This window comes from Paraburkholderia sp. Clong3, from assembly GCF_050436485.1.
Taxonomy (GTDB): Bacteria; Pseudomonadota; Gammaproteobacteria; order Burkholderiales; family Burkholderiaceae; genus Paraburkholderia; species Paraburkholderia tuberum.
Genome location: NZ_JBNDMH010000003.1, coordinates 1 through 16,700, shown reverse-complemented (window position 1 = coordinate 16,700; position 16,700 = coordinate 1). Strand labels below are relative to the sequence as shown.

General features: G+C 62.0%; 15 protein-coding genes. 7 read left to right on the top strand and 8 right to left on the bottom strand.

Features of this window, described 5'->3' with window-relative positions; translation table 11 throughout:
• Positions 1-19 precede the first annotated feature (19 nt).
• Positions 20-1,096 carry an AI-2E family transporter gene (locus OKW30_RS23610; protein ID WP_429349161.1) on the top strand — a complete coding sequence of 359 codons (1,077 nt, stop codon included), beginning with the start codon at positions 20-22 and terminating at the stop codon, positions 1,094-1,096.
• Between the two features lie 60 nt (positions 1,097-1,156).
• On the opposite strand, the gene OKW30_RS23605 is transcribed toward OKW30_RS23610, so the two are convergent.
• Positions 1,157-1,780 carry a TetR/AcrR family transcriptional regulator gene (locus OKW30_RS23605; protein ID WP_184074524.1) on the bottom strand — a complete coding sequence of 208 codons (624 nt, stop codon included), beginning with the start codon at positions 1,778-1,780 and terminating at the stop codon, positions 1,157-1,159.
• Between the two features lie 68 nt (positions 1,781-1,848).
• On the opposite strand from OKW30_RS23605, the gene OKW30_RS23600 reads away from it, so the two are divergent.
• Positions 1,849-2,943, top strand: a complete 1,095-nt coding sequence (locus OKW30_RS23600) for a LysR family transcriptional regulator (protein WP_429347790.1) — start codon at positions 1,849-1,851, stop codon at positions 2,941-2,943.
• 776 nt (positions 2,944-3,719) lie between these two features.
• Here the strand turns inward: OKW30_RS23600 and OKW30_RS23595 are convergent.
• The 3 genes from OKW30_RS23595 to OKW30_RS23585 form a co-directional block, all read right to left on the bottom strand.
• Positions 3,720-4,238 carry a hypothetical protein gene (locus OKW30_RS23595; protein WP_090808157.1) on the bottom strand — a complete coding sequence of 173 codons (519 nt, stop codon included), beginning with the start codon at positions 4,236-4,238 and terminating at the stop codon, positions 3,720-3,722.
• Positions 4,239-4,487: 249 nt separating this feature from the next.
• Complete coding sequence (locus OKW30_RS23590; protein WP_429347789.1) at positions 4,488-4,967, bottom strand: DUF1348 family protein; 480 nt, start codon at positions 4,965-4,967, stop codon at positions 4,488-4,490.
• A 13-nt stretch (positions 4,968-4,980) separates the two neighbouring features.
• The gene (locus OKW30_RS23585; protein WP_429347788.1) at positions 4,981-5,646 is read right to left on the bottom strand and encodes a TetR/AcrR family transcriptional regulator; all 666 of its coding nucleotides are present in this window, start codon (positions 5,644-5,646) and stop codon (positions 4,981-4,983) included.
• 122 nt (positions 5,647-5,768) lie between these two features.
• Here OKW30_RS23585 and OKW30_RS23580 point away from each other — a divergent pair, with 122 nt between their 5' ends.
• Positions 5,769-6,419, top strand: a complete 651-nt coding sequence (locus tag OKW30_RS23580; protein ID WP_429347787.1) for a YceI family protein — start codon at positions 5,769-5,771, stop codon at positions 6,417-6,419.
• Between the two features lie 41 nt (positions 6,420-6,460).
• On the opposite strand, the gene tdh is transcribed toward OKW30_RS23580, so the two are convergent.
• Together tdh and OKW30_RS23570 are read right to left on the bottom strand one after the other, a co-directional pair.
• Positions 6,461-7,492 (bottom strand): L-threonine 3-dehydrogenase, encoded by a 1,032-nt coding sequence (gene tdh, locus OKW30_RS23575; protein WP_429347786.1) that lies wholly within the window; start codon positions 7,490-7,492, stop codon positions 6,461-6,463.
• A gap of 28 nt (positions 7,493-7,520) precedes the next feature.
• Positions 7,521-8,726: a glycine C-acetyltransferase gene (locus OKW30_RS23570; protein WP_429347785.1), complete on the bottom strand. Its 1,206-nt coding sequence runs from the start codon at positions 8,724-8,726 to the stop codon at positions 7,521-7,523.
• 137 nt (positions 8,727-8,863) lie between these two features.
• Here OKW30_RS23570 and OKW30_RS23565 point away from each other — a divergent pair, with 137 nt between their 5' ends.
• From OKW30_RS23565 to OKW30_RS23555, 3 genes are all read left to right on the top strand, one after another.
• The gene (locus tag OKW30_RS23565; protein ID WP_187630197.1) at positions 8,864-9,511 is read left to right on the top strand and encodes a helix-turn-helix domain-containing protein; all 648 of its coding nucleotides are present in this window, start codon (positions 8,864-8,866) and stop codon (positions 9,509-9,511) included.
• Positions 9,512-9,578: 67 nt separating this feature from the next.
• Positions 9,579-9,977 carry a DUF2471 family protein gene (locus OKW30_RS23560; protein WP_184073414.1) on the top strand — a complete coding sequence of 133 codons (399 nt, stop codon included), beginning with the start codon at positions 9,579-9,581 and terminating at the stop codon, positions 9,975-9,977.
• A 115-nt stretch (positions 9,978-10,092) separates the two neighbouring features.
• On the top strand, positions 10,093-11,175 hold the full coding sequence (locus tag OKW30_RS23555; RefSeq protein ID WP_429347784.1) for a tyrosine-type recombinase/integrase: 1,083 nt from the start codon (positions 10,093-10,095) through the stop codon (positions 11,173-11,175).
• A 69-nt stretch (positions 11,176-11,244) separates the two neighbouring features.
• Here the strand turns inward: OKW30_RS23555 and OKW30_RS23550 are convergent, their stop codons facing one another.
• Entirely contained in the window at positions 11,245-12,474 is a 1,230-nt protein-coding gene (locus OKW30_RS23550; protein WP_429347783.1) for a DNA-binding protein, read from the bottom strand.
• Positions 12,475-14,499: 2,025 nt separating this feature from the next.
• Here OKW30_RS23550 and OKW30_RS23545 point away from each other — a divergent pair.
• A complete protein-coding gene (locus OKW30_RS23545) occupies positions 14,500-15,849 on the top strand; it encodes a replication initiation protein (RefSeq protein WP_184057688.1) in 1,350 nt (449 codons plus the stop codon).
• A gap of 58 nt (positions 15,850-15,907) precedes the next feature.
• Here the strand turns inward: OKW30_RS23545 and OKW30_RS23540 are convergent.
• Positions 15,908-16,700 (bottom strand): ParB/RepB/Spo0J family partition protein (locus tag OKW30_RS23540; protein WP_429347782.1); only part of this gene is annotated, 793 nt, incomplete at its 5' end.

Sequence of the window (16,700 nt, the reverse complement as noted above, 5' to 3'; positions counted from 1 at the left end):
TCACGTGCGGGTCACCTGAATACGACTCCCGACCATGATCCTGACTTCCTATCAGCGCCAGACCCTCGTCTGGGGCGCCATCGCGGCTGGCCTCGGTATCCTTCTATGGATCTTGCGCCCGGTTCTGACGCCATTCCTGCTCGGTGCGCTCATCGCGTACATGCTGCAGCCGGGCGTCGAGTGGCTGGTGCGCCAGCGTGTGCCACGCGCGGTGGCCGTCCTGCTGATGATGCTCCTCTTCGCACTGCTCCTGACCCTGCTGCCGTTGCTTGCGTTCGCCGTGATGCACAAGGAAGGACCCGAGCTCGCGAAGAACCTTCCCGTCTTCATCGCGAACCTGAACGCGTGGCTGCAACCGAAGCTGGCACTGCTTGGCGTCAGCTACTCACTCGACTTGCCTGGAGTGCGCCACCTGCTGACCGGCGACACGATCGGCGACGGCCAGACCGTCATACTCGCGGCGTTGCGTTATGTGCGCACAGGCAGCAACGTCGTGTTTCCCGTGGTAAGCAACGTCATACTGGTGCCGCTCGTCCTTTTCTATCAGCTTTACGACCGGCACCAGCTATTCGCGCGGATGGAAAGCTTTGTGCCGCGGCGCTGGGTCGGCAAGGTCCGGGCACTCGTGACCGAGATGGACCACATGCTGTCGCAATACCTGCGCGGCCAGTTGCTCGTGATGGGCGTGCTCGCCGTGTTCTACCCGATAGCGTTGACACTGGCCGGCCTCGACATCGCGCTGCCCATTGGACTCTTCAGCGGCTTCGCGGTGTTCATCCCCTACGTGGGTTTCGCCGTGGGACTCGCCCTTGCCCTGCTTGCCGCGCTTCTGCAGTTTGGCGTCTGGTACGGCATCGGCGTAGTCGCAGCCGTGTACGGAGTTGGACAGGTTCTCGAAAGTTCTTTTCTTGTTCCCAAACTCGTGGGCGACCGCATCGGGCTGCACCCGCTCGCGGTGATCTTCGCGCTGCTTGCGTTTGGCCAGCTTTTCGGCTTTTTTGGCGTGCTGCTCGCGCTGCCGGTGAGTGCGATCCTTGCAGCGGTGCTGGGCGACCTGCGGCGCCGCTATGTGGCCAGCGCGCTGTATAAGGATTGACCGCCGGTTTGCCCTGGATGTCGATCTGCCGCCCGGACAATGCGGGCGGTAGCCGGATAATCAGTGCTTGGTTTGTGCGGCGTCCGTCGGCCCGTATGCGGCCATGAACACGTCGACCGCTCTCTGGACGACCTTCGCGATGTTGCGGGGGCTGGTATCGGCCGGCACGCCAAACAGGCACAGCTCCATCAACTCAGCTTCATACAGGGTGCGCAGATGCGAGGTCGCGATAGCCGCATTACAGCTGCGCAACTGCCCGGCGTCAATCAATTGCTGCAGGAAGACAGCCACGGTTTGCCAGCCGAGCTTCGGCCCGCGCTCATAAAACAGGGCGCCGACGTTGGACCGGCCGCCTTCGTGATGCGCGAGACGGCGCACCGCGAGCAGTTGCGGTTTCAGCACTGCAACCAGATAGTGCTTGCCGAAGCTCGCCAGTGCGTCGCGAACCGGCACCGAGGTCTGGAGCAGCTCAAACGCCGCCCTGATTTCCTGTCGCGCGGCGACGCTCATGAACTCAGCGAACATCTCTTCCTTCGACTGGAAATAGCTGTACAGCGTGGCTTTTGATCCACCTGCCCGTGCCGCAATCTCGGACATCGACGCCTGCTCGAACCCCACCTCACTGAACACCTCGAACGCGGCGTCAACAATCGCCTGCCGCTTTTCTTCCGTTTTCACCCTCATTTCCGGTTCTCCTTCGGTCTATGAGACCGATCAAACGACACCGCTGGCGGCGGCGACGCACTTGACTGGTGTTTTCGATCAATACTGACAATCTTATCATAACAAAACCACTCGGTTTATTTGCGTTGACGGCAACAGTGGGTTTCACTATACTGAACAGTATAGTTATAACCATTTTGACTTACCTTGAATTGCGAGCACTTATGGACCACCTCGAAACGCTGCGAACCTTTTGTACCGTCGTCGAAATGCAAAGCTTCACGCACGCCGCGAATGCGTTGGGCATCTCAAAGGCAGTCGTCTCGCGCGCGATAACGGGGCTCGAAACCAGGCTCGGTGTGCGTCTTTTTCAGCGCACGACCCGACACCTCGCACTCACTGAATCCGGGGAGGAGTTTTACGGCGGCTGCTCGCGCGTGGTTGCTGAACTGGACGTGCTCGAGGCCGGTACCGGGGAGCGCGCACGGGCGCCTGCGGGGGTACTGCGGCTCGTCGCCCACACCACCGCGGCGCTGATAGAGTTGCCACCACTGATCGCCGGGTTCCGTGCCCGCTACCCAGCCGTGCAGCTCGAATTGACGCTGGCGGAACGGCCAGTCGATCTGATCAAGGAAGCCTTCGATCTCGGCATCGTGCTGCCGTTCATGCTCACGAGCGAGCTCACGATCACCCGTGCGTTGTGTCGCCTGCCCCTCGCCGTGGTGGGCTCGCCCAGCTATCTGCAGGGGCGCCAGCTACCGCAAAGGCCTATCGACCTCGCCGCATTCCGCTTCGTCACAATACTTGCGTCGATCAGCGAACCACAACTGCGGTTCCGGCGCGGTGGCGAACAGATCGCCGTGCCACTCGAACACGACGTGTCGAGCAACAACGCCGCGTTGAACAAGGAACTGGTGATGAGCGGTGCTGGTCTCGGCGCGTTGCCTCTTACGATGGTCGGCAAGGAGCTGGACGATGGCCGGCTGGTACAGCTGCTGCCCGACTTCGAGCTCATGAGCGGCGACGCCGAACTCAGGCTCGCATATCGCGACAGGGGCCTGATGACGGCGAAGGTCCGGGCGTTCATCGACTATGCGACGTCGTACTTCGACGCGCGCGCGGCTCAGATGGGCCACGTCCAACAGCAGCGGACGGTGGCCGGCGGCAGTGGCAGGCCGTCCTGATTGCCAGATGCTCATGCAAACCTTCCCTACGCTCGTCGTTTGCGAGCAGTGTGACAGCGTGCTACGTCCGCAGCCCCAGGATAACGGCCGATACGAAGAGCGACCTGCTGTTCGACATTCTCAAGCGGTTGCGTGCAGCGGCCATTACGTTGGCGACCCCGCAGACTGTAATTATTCGAGACCTGCGGGAAGTTGACACCGGTAGCTCTGTCGTCTCTCGGGAGTGGAAACACGCTGGCAGCATCTGACGCGCATACAGATATATTCAAACCGGTCTCGCTAACGGCAACCCTAACCGGATCTTCCCTCACGTGTGCGGTGAGCAATTCCAGGAGGTCCTCATCAGTTGTGAACGGTGTGCTGAATCTAAACTGGGGCCGCCCATCTCACGGGTACACTGAGCAGTAGTTTTAGGAGGTCACGGTCAGAAAACAACCGCGCTCCTCGTGGAACACATCAAGCGCTTGTTGCAAAGGCTGTCAGTCAAGTCAACGGGCACCCCGCCCTTAAACCCAGGGCGGTTTCAAGGTCGAAGCGCAACGGCGGGTTTAATGTTTAGAGCCTTGAGGTTGAGCTGCTGAAGCAAGTGTTGCGGCAAAGACCTCGAATGGCGAAAGGAAGTCTCAACTGTCATTCGGCGAACGAAGTAATCTGGCACGCGCGAAGCACTAAAGTTTTATAGCCGCATTCCCGCTCACCAGGGCAAGTCGCGACTGTTTTGCCAAAAATCAGTGTTTTTCTGTAGGTCGCGACTGTTTTGCCAATTGAGAGCTCCGTCAGAACTTTACCTTCAGCTGAAAACCAATCGTAAAGGGCAGATTGTCCGATGGGATCGGCGGAATGACGATGAAGTTCGCGCCGACGCGCTTGTATTCGAGCATCACGATTGGCGCGACCACCGGGCCGATCGTGTGATTGCTGCCAAGCCCCCAGTTGCCATAGTTATAGCCGGAGATGATCCCGCCGATCGCCGCGATCCGCACGATGCCCCAATGCGCGAACTCCGGCGCCCATACGCCGCCGCCGTAGTAGGACGGTCGACGCAGCGAGTTGCGAAAGCCGCCGGCCGTCAGCGCCCACTGGTTGTTCAGCCAGCATTCGACGCCAAGCCCGGGATTGAACTGCTCGAAGTGCGTATCGGGATCGGGGTTGATGTGATACGAGCCGAGCATCGCGTCGACCCATACACCGCCGTCACACCAGTTGCCCGCGTGCGCCGCGGAGAGCGCCGCGAAGCTGGCGAAAAGCGCCACCGCGGCGCGCCGGATATTCTTGTTCATCTGCCTGAAGTGCATTTCTTCTCCGTCACCGGTCGAGCGCCGGTGTCATGGTGTTCTGGCGATCCGCGTGCCGCCCGTCGCGCACTGTACCTGAAGCCGTGCGGTCGATGTCGAGGACTCGCTCGGCCGGCCGGGCACGCGACGTGCCCCCGCAGCCGGAACCGCCACGATAACGGAGAACCGATGGCGCCGTGATGAACAAGCGGTAAAGAAGTTCGCGGCGCGCATCGGGTGCGCCGCCGGCGATGAATGTGGTGGGAACGTCTACAGACCGAGATCGGACAGGCTGGGGTGATCGTCGGGCCGCCGGCCGAGCGGCCAGCGATACAGGCGGTCGGCTTCGCGGATCGGCAGGTCATTGATGCTTGCGTGACGATGCGCCATCAGACCATGCTCGTCGAACTCCCAGTTCTCATTGCCATACGAGCGGAACCAGTTGTTCGAATCGTCGTGCCATTCGTACGCGAAGCGCACGGCGATGCGGTTATCGGTGAACGCCCACAGCTCCTTGATCAGCCGATAGTCGAGCTCCTTCGCCCACTTGCGGCGCAGAAAGCCGACGATCTCCGCGCGGCCATGCACGAATTCGGCGCGATTGCGCCACACGCTATCCGTCGTGTACGCGAGCGATACGCGCTCGGGTTCGCGGGTGTTCCACGCATCTTCCGCGGCGCGCACTTTCTGGATCGCGGTATCGCGAGTGAATGGCGGCAGCGGCGGGCGAGCTTCGATCGTATCGGCCATGATGGTTCCTCAGTCAGGTTATGGTGCGCCGCGATGGCGGCCGTTTGGTTGCGGCGGGTTTCGCTGCCGCATCGAGCAAGGTCTTGCCGACCGCCTGCGCGTCGAGCGCCGCATCGGCTTCGCCGCTCACGAGCGCCACCGCGATCGCGCCGTCGAGCAGCACGAGCCATTGCCGCGCGAGCGGCGCCGCGCGACGCGCATCGATTTGCGCTTCCGCTACGAACGCGACGCATTCGGCACGCACGAAACCGAGCAGCCGTGCCTTGTGTCTGCGCGCGACGACGCGGATCGGATCGTCGGCGGATTCGATCTCGCCGGCCGCGCTCAGAAACGCGCAGCCATGAAAATCCGCCGATGCGAACCACTCGCGCAGCACGTCGAACATGCCGAGCAGGCGTCTGCGCGCGCCCTTGCCGCGCCGTTGCGTGCCGGCGATAAACCAGTTCATCCAGCGCTCGTCGCGCCGTTCGAGCGCGGCCGCGATTAGCGCATCTTTCGACTCGAAATGCGTGTAAAAGCTTTTGCGCGCGGTGCCGGACTGCCGCACGATCGCATCGACGCCGGTTGCATGGATGCCGCCGGCGTAGATGAGCGCCTCGGCGGCATCGAGCAGCCGCTCGCGCGCCGTGCCGGGCTGGGCCGCGTCGTTTGGATCGGTCGGAATCGTTTCGCGTGTCATGGACGAAAAGGTAGAACGATCATTCTCCATCGTCAAGTTTTTCTTCGAGCTTCGGCGCTGTGGGTGCGCTTGCTGCTATCGTGATGGAGTCGCTTGATCACCGCTCAACCAGAATCGCTTCGATGAAACCATCCTCCGTTCGCACCGCGTGGGTACGCGCGCTGCTCGGCGCAACGCTGCTGGGCGCGGTGGCCTGCACGCCGATCCAGGTGCTCACGCATTCGGTCAGTCAGAACGAGGCGCGCGTGCCGCCCGGACGCTACGAAATCGATCAGGACCATACGAGCATCACGTTCGATATCGATCACTTCAAATACACGCGCTTTACGATGCGTTTCGATCGCAAGCAGGGGGAGCTCGACTGGAACGACGGCGGCCTCGACCGCAGCACGGCGTCGGTCGCGATCGACGCCGCGAGCATCGACACGAACGTGCCGCTGCTCGACAAGATGGTGAAAAGCGACAGCATGCTCGACGTCGCGCGCTATCCGCAGATCCGCTTCGCGAGCACGCGTTTCGAGCGCACCGGCGAAGCGCGCGGCACGCTGAGCGGCGATCTGACGATCCGCGGCGTCACGCAGCCGGTCACGCTCGACGTCACGTTCAACGGCTTCGCGCCCGATCCGCTGACGAAAAAGGACACGCTTGGCTTTTCCGCGGACGGTCATTTCAGCCGCGCGAAGTTCGGTCTATCTACCTGGTATCCGGCCGTCGGCGACGATATTCACGTGCGCATCCAGGCCGAGTTCGTGAAAACGCCCGCAGGCGCGTAAGCGCGCTGCGGGCGTTAGCGTTCAGACGGTGAGGTGCCGACTCAGGCAGAGGTCCAGTCGAGAATCACCTTGCCGCTTTCGCCGGAGAGCATCGTCGCGAAGGCTTCCTGATAGTCGTCGACCTTGAAATGGTGGGTGAGGATCGGCGACAGATCGAGGCCGCTTTGCAGCATCGCGACCATCTTGTACCAGGTCTCGAACATCTCGCGCCCATAAATGCCCTTGATTTCAAGGCCTTTGAAGATCACCTCGGTCCAGTCGATCGCGGTTTGCGCGGGTGGAATGCCGAGCAGCGCGATCTTGCCGCCGTGGTTCATCGCTTCGAGCATGCCCGTAAAAGCGCTCGGCACGCCCGACATTTCGAGTCCGACGTCGAAGCCCTCGGTCATGTGCAGATCGTGCATCACGTCGCGCAACGATTCGCGAGACACGTTCACCGCGCGCGTCGCGCCCATCTTGCGCGCGAGTTCGAGGCGATAGTCGTTGACGTCGGTGATCACGACGTTGCGCGCGCCGACGTGCCTGGCGATCGCGACCGCCATGATGCCGATCGGCCCAGCGCCGGTAATCAGCACGTCTTCGCCGACGAGGTTGAACGACAGCGCCGTATGCGTCGCGTTGCCGAACGGATCGAAGATCGCGGCGAGATCGTCGGAGATTTCAGGCGGGATCTTGAACGCGTTGAAGGCCGGAATCACCAGGTATTCGGCGAACGCGCCCTCGCGATTCACGCCGACGCCGATCGTGTTGCGGCACAGATGCCGGCGGCCCGCGCGACAGTTGCGGCAGAAGCCGCAGGTGATGTGTCCTTCGCCCGACACCCGATCGCCGATCGCAAAGCCGCGCACTTCCTGCCCCATCTCGACGATTTCGCCGACGTATTCATGGCCGACGTGCATCGGCACCGGAATCGTCTTCTGCGCCCAGTCGTCCCACTTCCAGATATGAATGTCGGTGCCGCAAATCGCGGTGCGCGTGATGCGGATCATCACGTCGTTATGACCGACTTCGGGCTTCTTCGCGTCGGTCAGCGTGAGGCCCGGTCCGCGTTCGAGTTTTGCCAATGCTTTCATCTGCTTCTCCATTCGAATCACGCGGCGATCACGTGGTGATGACGCCGAGCTCGCGGCCGACGCGCGCGAACGCCTCGACGGCACGGTCGATCTGCTCCGGCGTGTGCGCGGCGCTCATCTGCGTGCGGATGCGCGCGCGACCACGCGGCACCACCGGGAACGAAAAACCGATCACGTAGACGCCTTGCTTCAGCAGCGCATCGGCCATCTTTCCCGCGAGTTGCGCGTCGCCGAGCATCACCGGAATGATCGGATGTTCGCCCGGCACGAGCGTGAAGCCGAGCGCGCTCATCGCGCGGCGGAAATGCGCGCCGTTTTCGCGCACGCGTGCGCGCAGCAGCGCCCCTTCATCGCTGGCGAGCAATTCGAGTACCTTCAGCGACGCCGCCGCGATGCTCGGCGTCAGCGTGTTCGAGAACAGATACGGGCGGGAGCGCTGCCGCAACAGTTCGACGACTTCCTTGCGCGCCGCGACGTAGCCGCCCGATGCGCCACCGAGCGCCTTGCCGAGCGTGCCGGTAATGATGTCGACGCGCGCCATCACTCCGCAATGCTCGGGCGTGCCGCGACCGTGTTCACCGATGAAGCCGACCGCGTGCGAGTCGTCGACCATCACCAATGCGCCGTACCTGTCGGCCAGATCGCAGATGCCGGCGAGGTTCGCGATGATGCCGTCCATCGAGAACACGCCGTCGGTCGCGATCAGTTTGAAGCGCGCGCCCGCCGCATCGGCTTCCTGCAGGCGCGCTTCGAGATCGCCGAGGTCGTTGTTCCTGTAGCGAAAACGCTTCGCCTTGGACAGCCGTACACCGTCGATGATGCTCGCGTGATTCAGTTCGTCGCTGATGATCGCGTCGTTTTCGTCGAGCAGCGTTTCGAACAGGCCGCCGTTCGCGTCGAAGCAGCTCGAGTAGAGAATGCAGTCGTCGGTTTGCAGGAACGCGGCGAGCGCCGCTTCGAGTTGCTTGTGCACGGTTTGCGTGCCGCAGATGAAGCGCACCGAAGCCATCCCGAAGCCGTCGCTGTCGAGGCCTTGCTTGGCGGCTTCGATCAGCCGCGCGTCGTCGGCGAGACCGAGATAGTTGTTTGCGCAGAAGTTCAGCACGTCGCTGCCGTCGGCAAGACGCACGTCGGCCGACTGCGGACTCGCGATCACGCGCTCGCTCTTGTAGAAGCCGTCGGCGCGGATCTGCTCGAGGGTGCCGCGCAAATGGGCAAGGTATTGGTCACGCATGAACGGGACTCCTGAGAGTGATGGCGCCCGCATTCGCATGCGCGCGGGAAGGGCGGCCTGTTATAGTCGGTTGTCAGCTTTATCGGATATTTTCGTTTTTCCGAACTAAAATCCGGTATATCGAACAACTCTAAACGATGGGTCAGGAAATGGCAAGTTCGGGTACACGCCGCACCGCGTCCAATGCGGCGCCCACCTCCGCCGGCGCGGCATTACCGCCGAGTGCGGGGATTGCGGCGCCGCCGCGCGTCGGCGAACAGATTCAACGGCTACGCGCCGAGCGGCGCATGACGCTCGACGATCTGTCGCGCGCGGCCGGCGTGTCGAAATCGATGCTGTCGGAAATCGAGCGCGACAAGGCCAATCCGACGATCGCGGTTGCATGGCGGCTGACCAATGCGCTTGGCGTAAGTCTCGATTCGCTGTTTGCGCCGCCGAAGTCGCCTGAGGCAATCGCCGTTTCCGGACCGCGCGATATTCCTACGCTAAGCGGTCACGAAGCGAAATACCAGTTGCGTGTGTGGGGACCGATCGAGCTGGCCGGCAAGTTCGAGTGGTACGAGTTGACGCTGCAGCCAGGCGGGGCCCTCGTGTCGAACGCGCACGAGCCAGGCACGCGCGAGCATCTGACCGTGCTGCACGGCTCGCTCGAAATCGAGGCGGCCGGCGCGACGAAGCGGCTCAAGGTCGCGGACACCGCGCGCTACGTCGCGGATGTTCCGCATGCGATCCGCAACGTCGGCAAGAGCGAGGCGAAAGCGCTGCTGGTCGTGATTCACGGTTAGGCCGTTCGGCCAGGTTGCGCCCGGTACTGTATGTTTGTACAGTATCAGGTGTCGATTGGAGCCGAGAATGAACAACCTGAAAACCGACCCTACCGATCAAACTCTCGCCGCGCTGCGCTTCCAGACCGCCGCGCGCGATCTCGAACATATCGTGCGCAGCATTGCCGCGCGCTACATCGTCAGGCAGGTGCCGCTCACGTGGCGTCTGCTCCATGCCATCGAAGCCGAGGCGCTGGCCGATCTCGGTTTTGCCAGCCGGCACGACGCGCTGATGCTCGGACTGTTCCAGCGCCCGTCCGATCTGCCTTATCCAGAAACCGATGACGGCGTGGATTTCGGCACCTCCAACGCATTGCCGGCCGTTTTTGCGTTTGCCGTCAATGCGTACGAGGAAGCGGCTCGCCGGGCGGCGCTGCCACGGCCGGCCGATGCGCCCTTAAAGCGCGCCCGGGCGTGGGGCGGCTAATGGCGGCACCACGTCGGGATGGCTCGGATCCTCTTCCATTCCTCGCGGTCGGCCTTGCAGCGGTCAGCGCCTACAATACGCGGACCAAACGGTGCAACTAACGGAAGGATTGCCCATGTCACCTCCTCATCTGTCCGACCCCGTTCCCCGTCCCGCGCCCTCTACCGATCTGTTCGATCAGCAACGCGAAGACTGGCGTCGCGACCCGCAGGTCGCGTTCGATGCGTGGCTCGCGAAGCAGCACTTCCGTCGCTCTTCGGCGTTGGTCTATCAGGCGCAGTGGGGTCAGTTTCTCGATTGGCTCGACGCGCGGCAACAAAGCCTCGCGACGGTCGACACACCCGCGATCGCCGAATTCGTCGCCAGCCTCGAGATTCGCAGAACGCAGCGGATCCGCTATTTGCGGCTTATCGAGCGCGTGCTCGATCACGTGCGCGAGATCGAATCGGCGTCGACCAACCCGGCTCGTTTCATCGCTCAGGACGGGGAAGCCGCGTGGCGCAATGCGCGCGACAACGAGCCGACCGGGTTTCTCACGCATGCGGAACGCACTGCGTTGATCGCGCGGCTGTTCGCGCCGTTGCCGGCGTTGTCGACCGCGCAGCGCTGGAGAGAGCGACGCGATCGCGCGTTGATCGCGGTGTTTCTGGGCGCAGGACTGAAGACGGGCGAAGCGGGAGCGCTTACGGTTAGTTGCGTGAGAGAGGGCTCGCCGTGGGTCACGATCGAGTCCGCGAATCCAGTGCTGACGCGGCGCACGCGACTCGCGCCGTTCGCAACGGCGACTCTCGACGCCTGGCTAGTCGAACGCCGGCTGACGCAGCTGGCCGGCAAGCTTGTGTTTCCCGCATCGCCGTCGGGCAGGCCGATGCATAAGGCCACGATGCTGCGCGCGGTGGATGCGCTCGTCGATGCAGCGGGGATTGCCACGTCGCGCCAATCGCGCGCGAGTCCGCAGACCTTGCGCAACACGTTTGCGGCGGACCTTTTCGAAAGCGGGGTAGAGGCCGAACAGGTCGGTCAATGGCTCGGCTTCGTGCAGGCGGTGTCCGCGAACCGGCTATATCGCGCGTGGCAAACCTGGATTGATCAGCAGGATTCGCCCGCGACAGAGGAGCCGGATCCAGCTGCGGCGCCGTTGGCCGGGCCCCGCCGTGACGGGCGTTTGACGAGGAAAACGGGAGCCGGCGAACCCTGAAGAACCTCACCGTTGCGGTCCCGAATTTCCTCACCTTTGACGTTTTTCCGTTGGATTGGCCGCCTCTGGTTAACGCATCGCGTGGACGGAGCGGGACGACGGCGCGGTGGCGCCATCGTGCGACAGAAACTGGTTCACCGCCGCGAGCCTCGATTCGCCGAGGCCGGAAGAGTGCTCGCATTCCGGGCACAACAGTTCGAAACGGTGATCGACCTGCGACAGCTCCGGCTCACCTTCCTCGCATTTCGGGCATCTCGCGGGCAGCGTCACGTGGCCGTCAGCCGCGGTGCCGATCATGCTCAACTCTTTGCTCGTGAGCCGCCCCTCAGTAACCAGCGAGCACAGCAGTACGGCGATGGCTGGATCGATGCCCTGCTGGCCACGCAGGGTGGCGACTTCCTTCGTCAGCGCGTCGACTTCGTCCGACTGCTCGCGCAGCTGCGCGTCGAGCCGATCGGCGCGCGCCTTGGCGGCGGCAATCTGCTGAATGAACTCGAATTCCTTGCGGCTCGCATCACGCACGCCAGACTGATACGTCGCGGCCATGCTACGCAGCGAGTCGAGTTCGACCAGCATCGGCTTGACGCGCCGCTCGGCTTCGGCCACCGCATCCTTGATCTGCTGTGCATAGTGCTCCGTGCTTTGCCGCAATTCGACGTGCAACGCGTCGATCCGGTCCCGCAAGGCAGCATTGGCAGTCTGTTCGTTTTCGAGCCGTTGCCGCAGCGCCTCGTTCTCCTGGTCGAGCCGGCGCGTGGTTGCCTGCATGCCTTCGAGGTGAACGCTGCCGTGCGTAGTCGCGCTCGATAACTGGGTTTCAAGTGCGCGAACCCGCTCCCACGCGGCTTCGGCGCGCGCTTCGCTGCGCCTGATGGCGTCGTCGGCCGCATCCCGACGAATTTCCGCCTCGCGTACGCGTAGATCGGCGGCGCTGATCTGCGAGCGGATCTCTTCACGTTCGCCATCGAGCGACGCTTTGGCCTGCACGACCGCTTCTTCGAATAGCGCGCCCAGCAGTTCGCCGGCGCGATCTTCGAGTGCCTTTGGTATCGCGCCCGCTCCGACCTTGACCCGCGACACACTGCGGATGCGCTCCCAGAAATGATCGATGTCCTTCGGGATGTCGCTCGCGCTGCCGGTTTGCGTGAGATCGCGCACGGCCGCCATCGATGGCCGGATGCCGAGATCGAAAAAGAGTCGTTTGCATGCATGCAGCGACAGATCCTGGCGGCGCACGCCCTGCGCACGCATTGATTCAAGCTCGTCGCGAATGGCTTGCCGCTCCTGATCCAGATTCATGTCTACCTCGATGTGGCTCGAATTGGATGGATCATAACAATTTACGTAGTGTTTGCTACCGATTTATCGATGGCGAACGGATTGGCGTATACCGACGGGCTTTTGCGTGCAAATGGCGATAGTAAACCCGCGCCTACCGTTTTTCTCCGTGAAACAAAACGAAGAATAGCTAATAAGCCATTGTATTAGAAGCATTTTGTTTGATCTTCGCATGATCGCGCACTGTTTCACGATTGATCGGCAATGGCTGCGGGGGATGGTCTTCTGTTTCACGGGGCTCGCGGGGTGTAAGGCTTGAGAGTAATAAAAATAAACACCTTTGAACCCTTGTTAAAGACGTTAACGACTCGGCAAACCCTTATCTGGCGGGGTTTTCAGGCCAGCAAGGTGAAGCTTTGCGGGAGACTTGGTGAGGGTCTGCGGGAAACTCGAGTGATGGGGTTCGGGATGCTCGGTGAGCGGCTGCGGGACGGAACGTGAGCGGGTTCAGGAAGCGCCGTATACGTGGGGTTTGGGCAAAGGTGAGGTTTTGCGGGACTTCGCAGCCGCGAAGCGCCCGACACCCCTCAAAGTGTCTGTTCGGTTTGGTCTGCAGCAAGGTGAGGGCTTTCGGGAGGCTCGCGAGCGTGGTTTTTTGCCGGTTTTTTGGGGTGGTTAACCGCTTTGGTGAGCCGTGGCGGGAGAAAACGGAAAACGAAGGTGAGATTTTTCGGGGCGCGGGGTCCAGTTTTGCTCTCTTTTTGAGCATCCATAGTGCTGAGGTGAGGTTTTACGGGAGTCAAGATGGATTTCGACGCATCGATTGCCCGAAAGACTGGTCGGCGGGAACCGCCGGCGATTGGAAAGGTGAGGGGATTCGGGGAACTGGCTGATCAGCTAGATCCTCGAGCTGATTTGGCCGGCGATTCCGTCAAAGGTGAGGCTTTTCGGGAAGGTCTGGATAGGGTTCTGCGCATTAAGGTGAGGAGATTCGGGACTGAAACGCCGGCTATCGGCCGGAGATGCCCGGCGGATGGCGATTTGCAAGTGTAGGTATACCTGGTCTCTGATTGCAAAGGTGAGTCTTTTCGGGAGGTCCGCGGGGACGCAATGAAAAGTGCTGCGGTGCGAAAAACTCGCTTAAGGTGAGATTTTACGGGAACACCGATGGTTCGAGCGCTAGATGGGATTATCACAAGTCACTGAAATAATTGATTTTTTTCCTGTCCTCCAGCAAAGGTGAGAGTTTTCAGGAGTTCTTTGGAAGGGGGCGCCGGGGCCTCCGTAAACGTCAAAGGTGAGGCTTTTCAGGAGGTTGCATTGGGGAAATGCGGTACCGGCGCGGCATGAGCGCGTATCGTGTTGTGCCGTTCCGCGGTGCTACGGTGAGGTTTTTCGGGAGCATCGGAGCGGTGAGGATTTTCCTGTGCTTGGATCTCCCCTTTTTCGGCAGCTTCGGACGAAGCTCGAAGTCGAAACAGGTGATTAACGCCGGTAGGTTCTCGGTAGTGAGGGCTGAATCGTCAGCGGAGTCACCAAGCAGGTCGAATGGCGCGCCCGACGACAGGAAGCTTGATGCACCGACAACAGGGCTGACGGGGCGCCCGTCGCTGGCCCGCGCCGCGTTGCGGTCCCAATACCGTGCGGGCATTCCATCTATCGATCCGAAACTGTGCGTCGGCCGGCAGCACGCGACGATCGACGAAACGATCGCGAGGCCGCACGACGAAGTCATCACCCGCCCCGGACACCATCCGTTTACAGGAGGGTCTCGAAAAAATCCGCGAAATTTTTTGAGGTGAGAAGATTCGGGATCAAATGCTCCCCGTTGCCGCACGCGGCGAAACGAGCCCGATTCGCAAACGCCGCGACCGGCAAGGAGAGCCCGATCCTGGCGGCACGCACACGAGGTGAGGGTTTTCGGGAGTTGGTCGAGGTGAGTTGCGCTTCGTAATCTCGCTTCACCGGCAATGGTGAGATGGACGCTATAGACGCGTATCACCACAGCCGGTATGCTCTCGCGAAATCCCCTCCTCACCTCGACGCATGGCCACGAAGCGCGCGAAAAAGACCGATGTTGTCAGCCCGAGCTCAGCTGAGCTGCGCAAAGCCGTCGAGGCGATCGCGATCCAGCCCAAGAGCGGCAAGATCACGCTGCTCACGCGCAAGCTATTTAACGTGTTACTCGCGGTGGCCCAGCAAGCGGATGAATCGGGCGACACCTATCGGGCGCTGCTGTCCGACATCGTCGCCAATTCCGCGTTCGATTCCAATGACACCGCGCTCGTCAAGGAGCATCTGCGCCGCATGGTGTCGGTGCAGGTCGAGTGGAGCACCGGCACGTCGAGTCAGAAGCCTGGCCGCAAATGGGGTATTTCGACGCTGATCGCGGACGCGGAAATTCTCGAAGATCCGACCACGCGTCGCGTCTGGGTCGAGTTTTCGTTTGCGCCGAAGATCAAGAAGAAACTGCTCGATCCGGTTCAGTATGCGCGGCTGAGTCTGCAGTTCCAGAGCCAGCTGCGCAGTAGCGCGGGCCTCGCACTCTACGAGATCTGCGTGCGCTACCTGACCAACCCCAGCCACCTGACGATGCGCGAGACCTGGGAATGGTGGCGGCCGATTCTGTCGGGCACGCCGGACACTGAAGCCGGCGACGAGGCGAAGCGCGAGTACAAGTATTTCAAGCGCGACTACCTGCGCCCGGCCATCGCGGAGGTCAACGCGGTCACGAACATTTTTGTCGAGCTGATCGAGCATCGCGAGGGTCGGCGCGTCGCTGAAATCCAGTTCCGCGTGACCGAGCGCAAGCAGCCGATGCTCGCGCTCGACGAACATCCGAACGTGTTCGACAGCACGTTGGTCGACCGGATGGTGAAGATCGGCATTCCGCTCAAGGAGGCGCAGACGCTTTATGCGGACAGCGAGGAGAACCGGATCCGCGCGGCGCTGCAGATGACCGAGCAGCGTATGCGCAGCACGTCACTGCCACCGGTGCGCAGTGCGCCGGCGCTGTTCAAGGATGCGTTGAAGAAAGGCTATGCGCCGCCGGTCGAGGCGCTGCCCGCGGGTGGCGGCACCAGCAAGGCCGCGGCGTCGCCGGCCGACGATCTGAAGGCGCGTCTGCTCGGTGAATACTCGGCTTACCGTCGCAAGCAGGCCTACGAGTTGTACAACGAACAGGGCGAGTCGGAGCGCGATATCGCGCGACAGTCGTTCGAGGAAGATGAATTGCCGGGGCTCGGCACGCACATGCGCGACGACTGGCGGCGTCGCGGGCTCGACTCGAAGATCGTCGAAACGGCGTTCTTCGATTGGCTCGCGCGCAGGACCTGGGGCGAACCGACCGACGGCGACCTGCTCGCCTTTACGCTGAGCCAGTCGCGCGCGGCGTGATGGGTCGATAACTGCCTTTGAAATCCAGGCGGCGGTGCATGCGCACCGCCCTCACGTTTTACTTCAGCATCTTCTCGATCTGCCGCAGGATGTCGTCGCGCTTTTCACGCGTGAGGCCTTTCAGGCGCAACTCGAGCCGGTCGTCCCCATACGACTTCAGATCGCCGACCGACACACCACCAAGCTTGATTTCCAGACGTTGCGCGTAGCGCTGCCGGCCCGCCGGTTTGACGCTTTCCTGCGAGGTCGCTCGGCCTTTGACGATGTCGGCGACCTGGCGTGTGCTCAGATCGTCGGAAAGGATCCGGTTGATCAGTCGCAGTGTCGCCTCCGCGCCGCGAGCCGTGTGGTAGCGGCCCACCTGATACGCCATGTTCGAGCCGAAGCGGTCAGGGCGCGCGACCATCTCCTGCATCACGGTTTCCGGGAGTTTGGCGATGGACAGCGCGACTGCGACCGTCGATTCGTCGAGGCCGAGATGTTCGGCCAGTTCCTTCTGGCTCTGGAAATGTCGCTCGTCGAGAAAGCGTCGCCACACGACCGCGTTGTCGAACACCGTCTGCGAGTCGCGCTGCACGTTGAGGTCGTAACCGAGCTTGTAGCTCTGGATGCCGATCGGCAGATCGATGACGAGCGCTTTCACCGACTCCTTGTTCGCTTCTTTCAGCGCACGCACCCGTCTGCCGCCGTCGCTGACGAAGTAGGTGCCAGGGTTGTCATAGTCGGGAATGACGTGAATCGCCTGCTGCTGCCCCTGCTTCGCCAGATTGACGGCAAGCTCCGCAATCGACGACTTCACATAGAAGTACCGTGGATTGAACGGGCTCGGCTTGATCGTCTTGAGCGCCAGT

Excerpts from the sequence above, each read along its gene's own strand:
- OKW30_RS23605 (WP_184074524.1), bottom strand. The coding sequence starts at position 1,780 with ATGAGGGTGAAAACGGAAGAAAAGCGGCAGGCGATTGTTGACGCCGCG.
- OKW30_RS23595 (WP_090808157.1), bottom strand. The coding sequence starts at position 4,238 with ATGCACTTCAGGCAGATGAACAAGAATATCCGGCGCGCCGCGGTGGCG.
- OKW30_RS23590 (WP_429347789.1), bottom strand. The coding sequence starts at position 4,967 with ATGGCCGATACGATCGAAGCTCGCCCGCCGCTGCCGCCATTCACTCGC.
- OKW30_RS23585 (WP_429347788.1), bottom strand. The coding sequence starts at position 5,646 with ATGACACGCGAAACGATTCCGACCGATCCAAACGACGCGGCCCAGCCC.
- OKW30_RS23580 (WP_429347787.1), top strand. The coding sequence starts at position 5,769 with ATGAAACCATCCTCCGTTCGCACCGCGTGGGTACGCGCGCTGCTCGGC.
- tdh (WP_429347786.1), bottom strand. The coding sequence starts at position 7,492 with ATGAAAGCATTGGCAAAACTCGAACGCGGACCGGGCCTCACGCTGACC.
- OKW30_RS23570 (WP_429347785.1), bottom strand. The coding sequence starts at position 8,726 with ATGCGTGACCAATACCTTGCCCATTTGCGCGGCACCCTCGAGCAGATC.
- OKW30_RS23565 (WP_187630197.1), top strand. The coding sequence starts at position 8,864 with ATGGGTCAGGAAATGGCAAGTTCGGGTACACGCCGCACCGCGTCCAAT.
- OKW30_RS23560 (WP_184073414.1), top strand. The coding sequence starts at position 9,579 with ATGAACAACCTGAAAACCGACCCTACCGATCAAACTCTCGCCGCGCTG.
- OKW30_RS23555 (WP_429347784.1), top strand. The coding sequence starts at position 10,093 with ATGTCACCTCCTCATCTGTCCGACCCCGTTCCCCGTCCCGCGCCCTCT.
- OKW30_RS23550 (WP_429347783.1), bottom strand. The coding sequence starts at position 12,474 with ATGAATCTGGATCAGGAGCGGCAAGCCATTCGCGACGAGCTTGAATCA.
- OKW30_RS23545 (WP_184057688.1), top strand. The coding sequence starts at position 14,500 with ATGGCCACGAAGCGCGCGAAAAAGACCGATGTTGTCAGCCCGAGCTCA.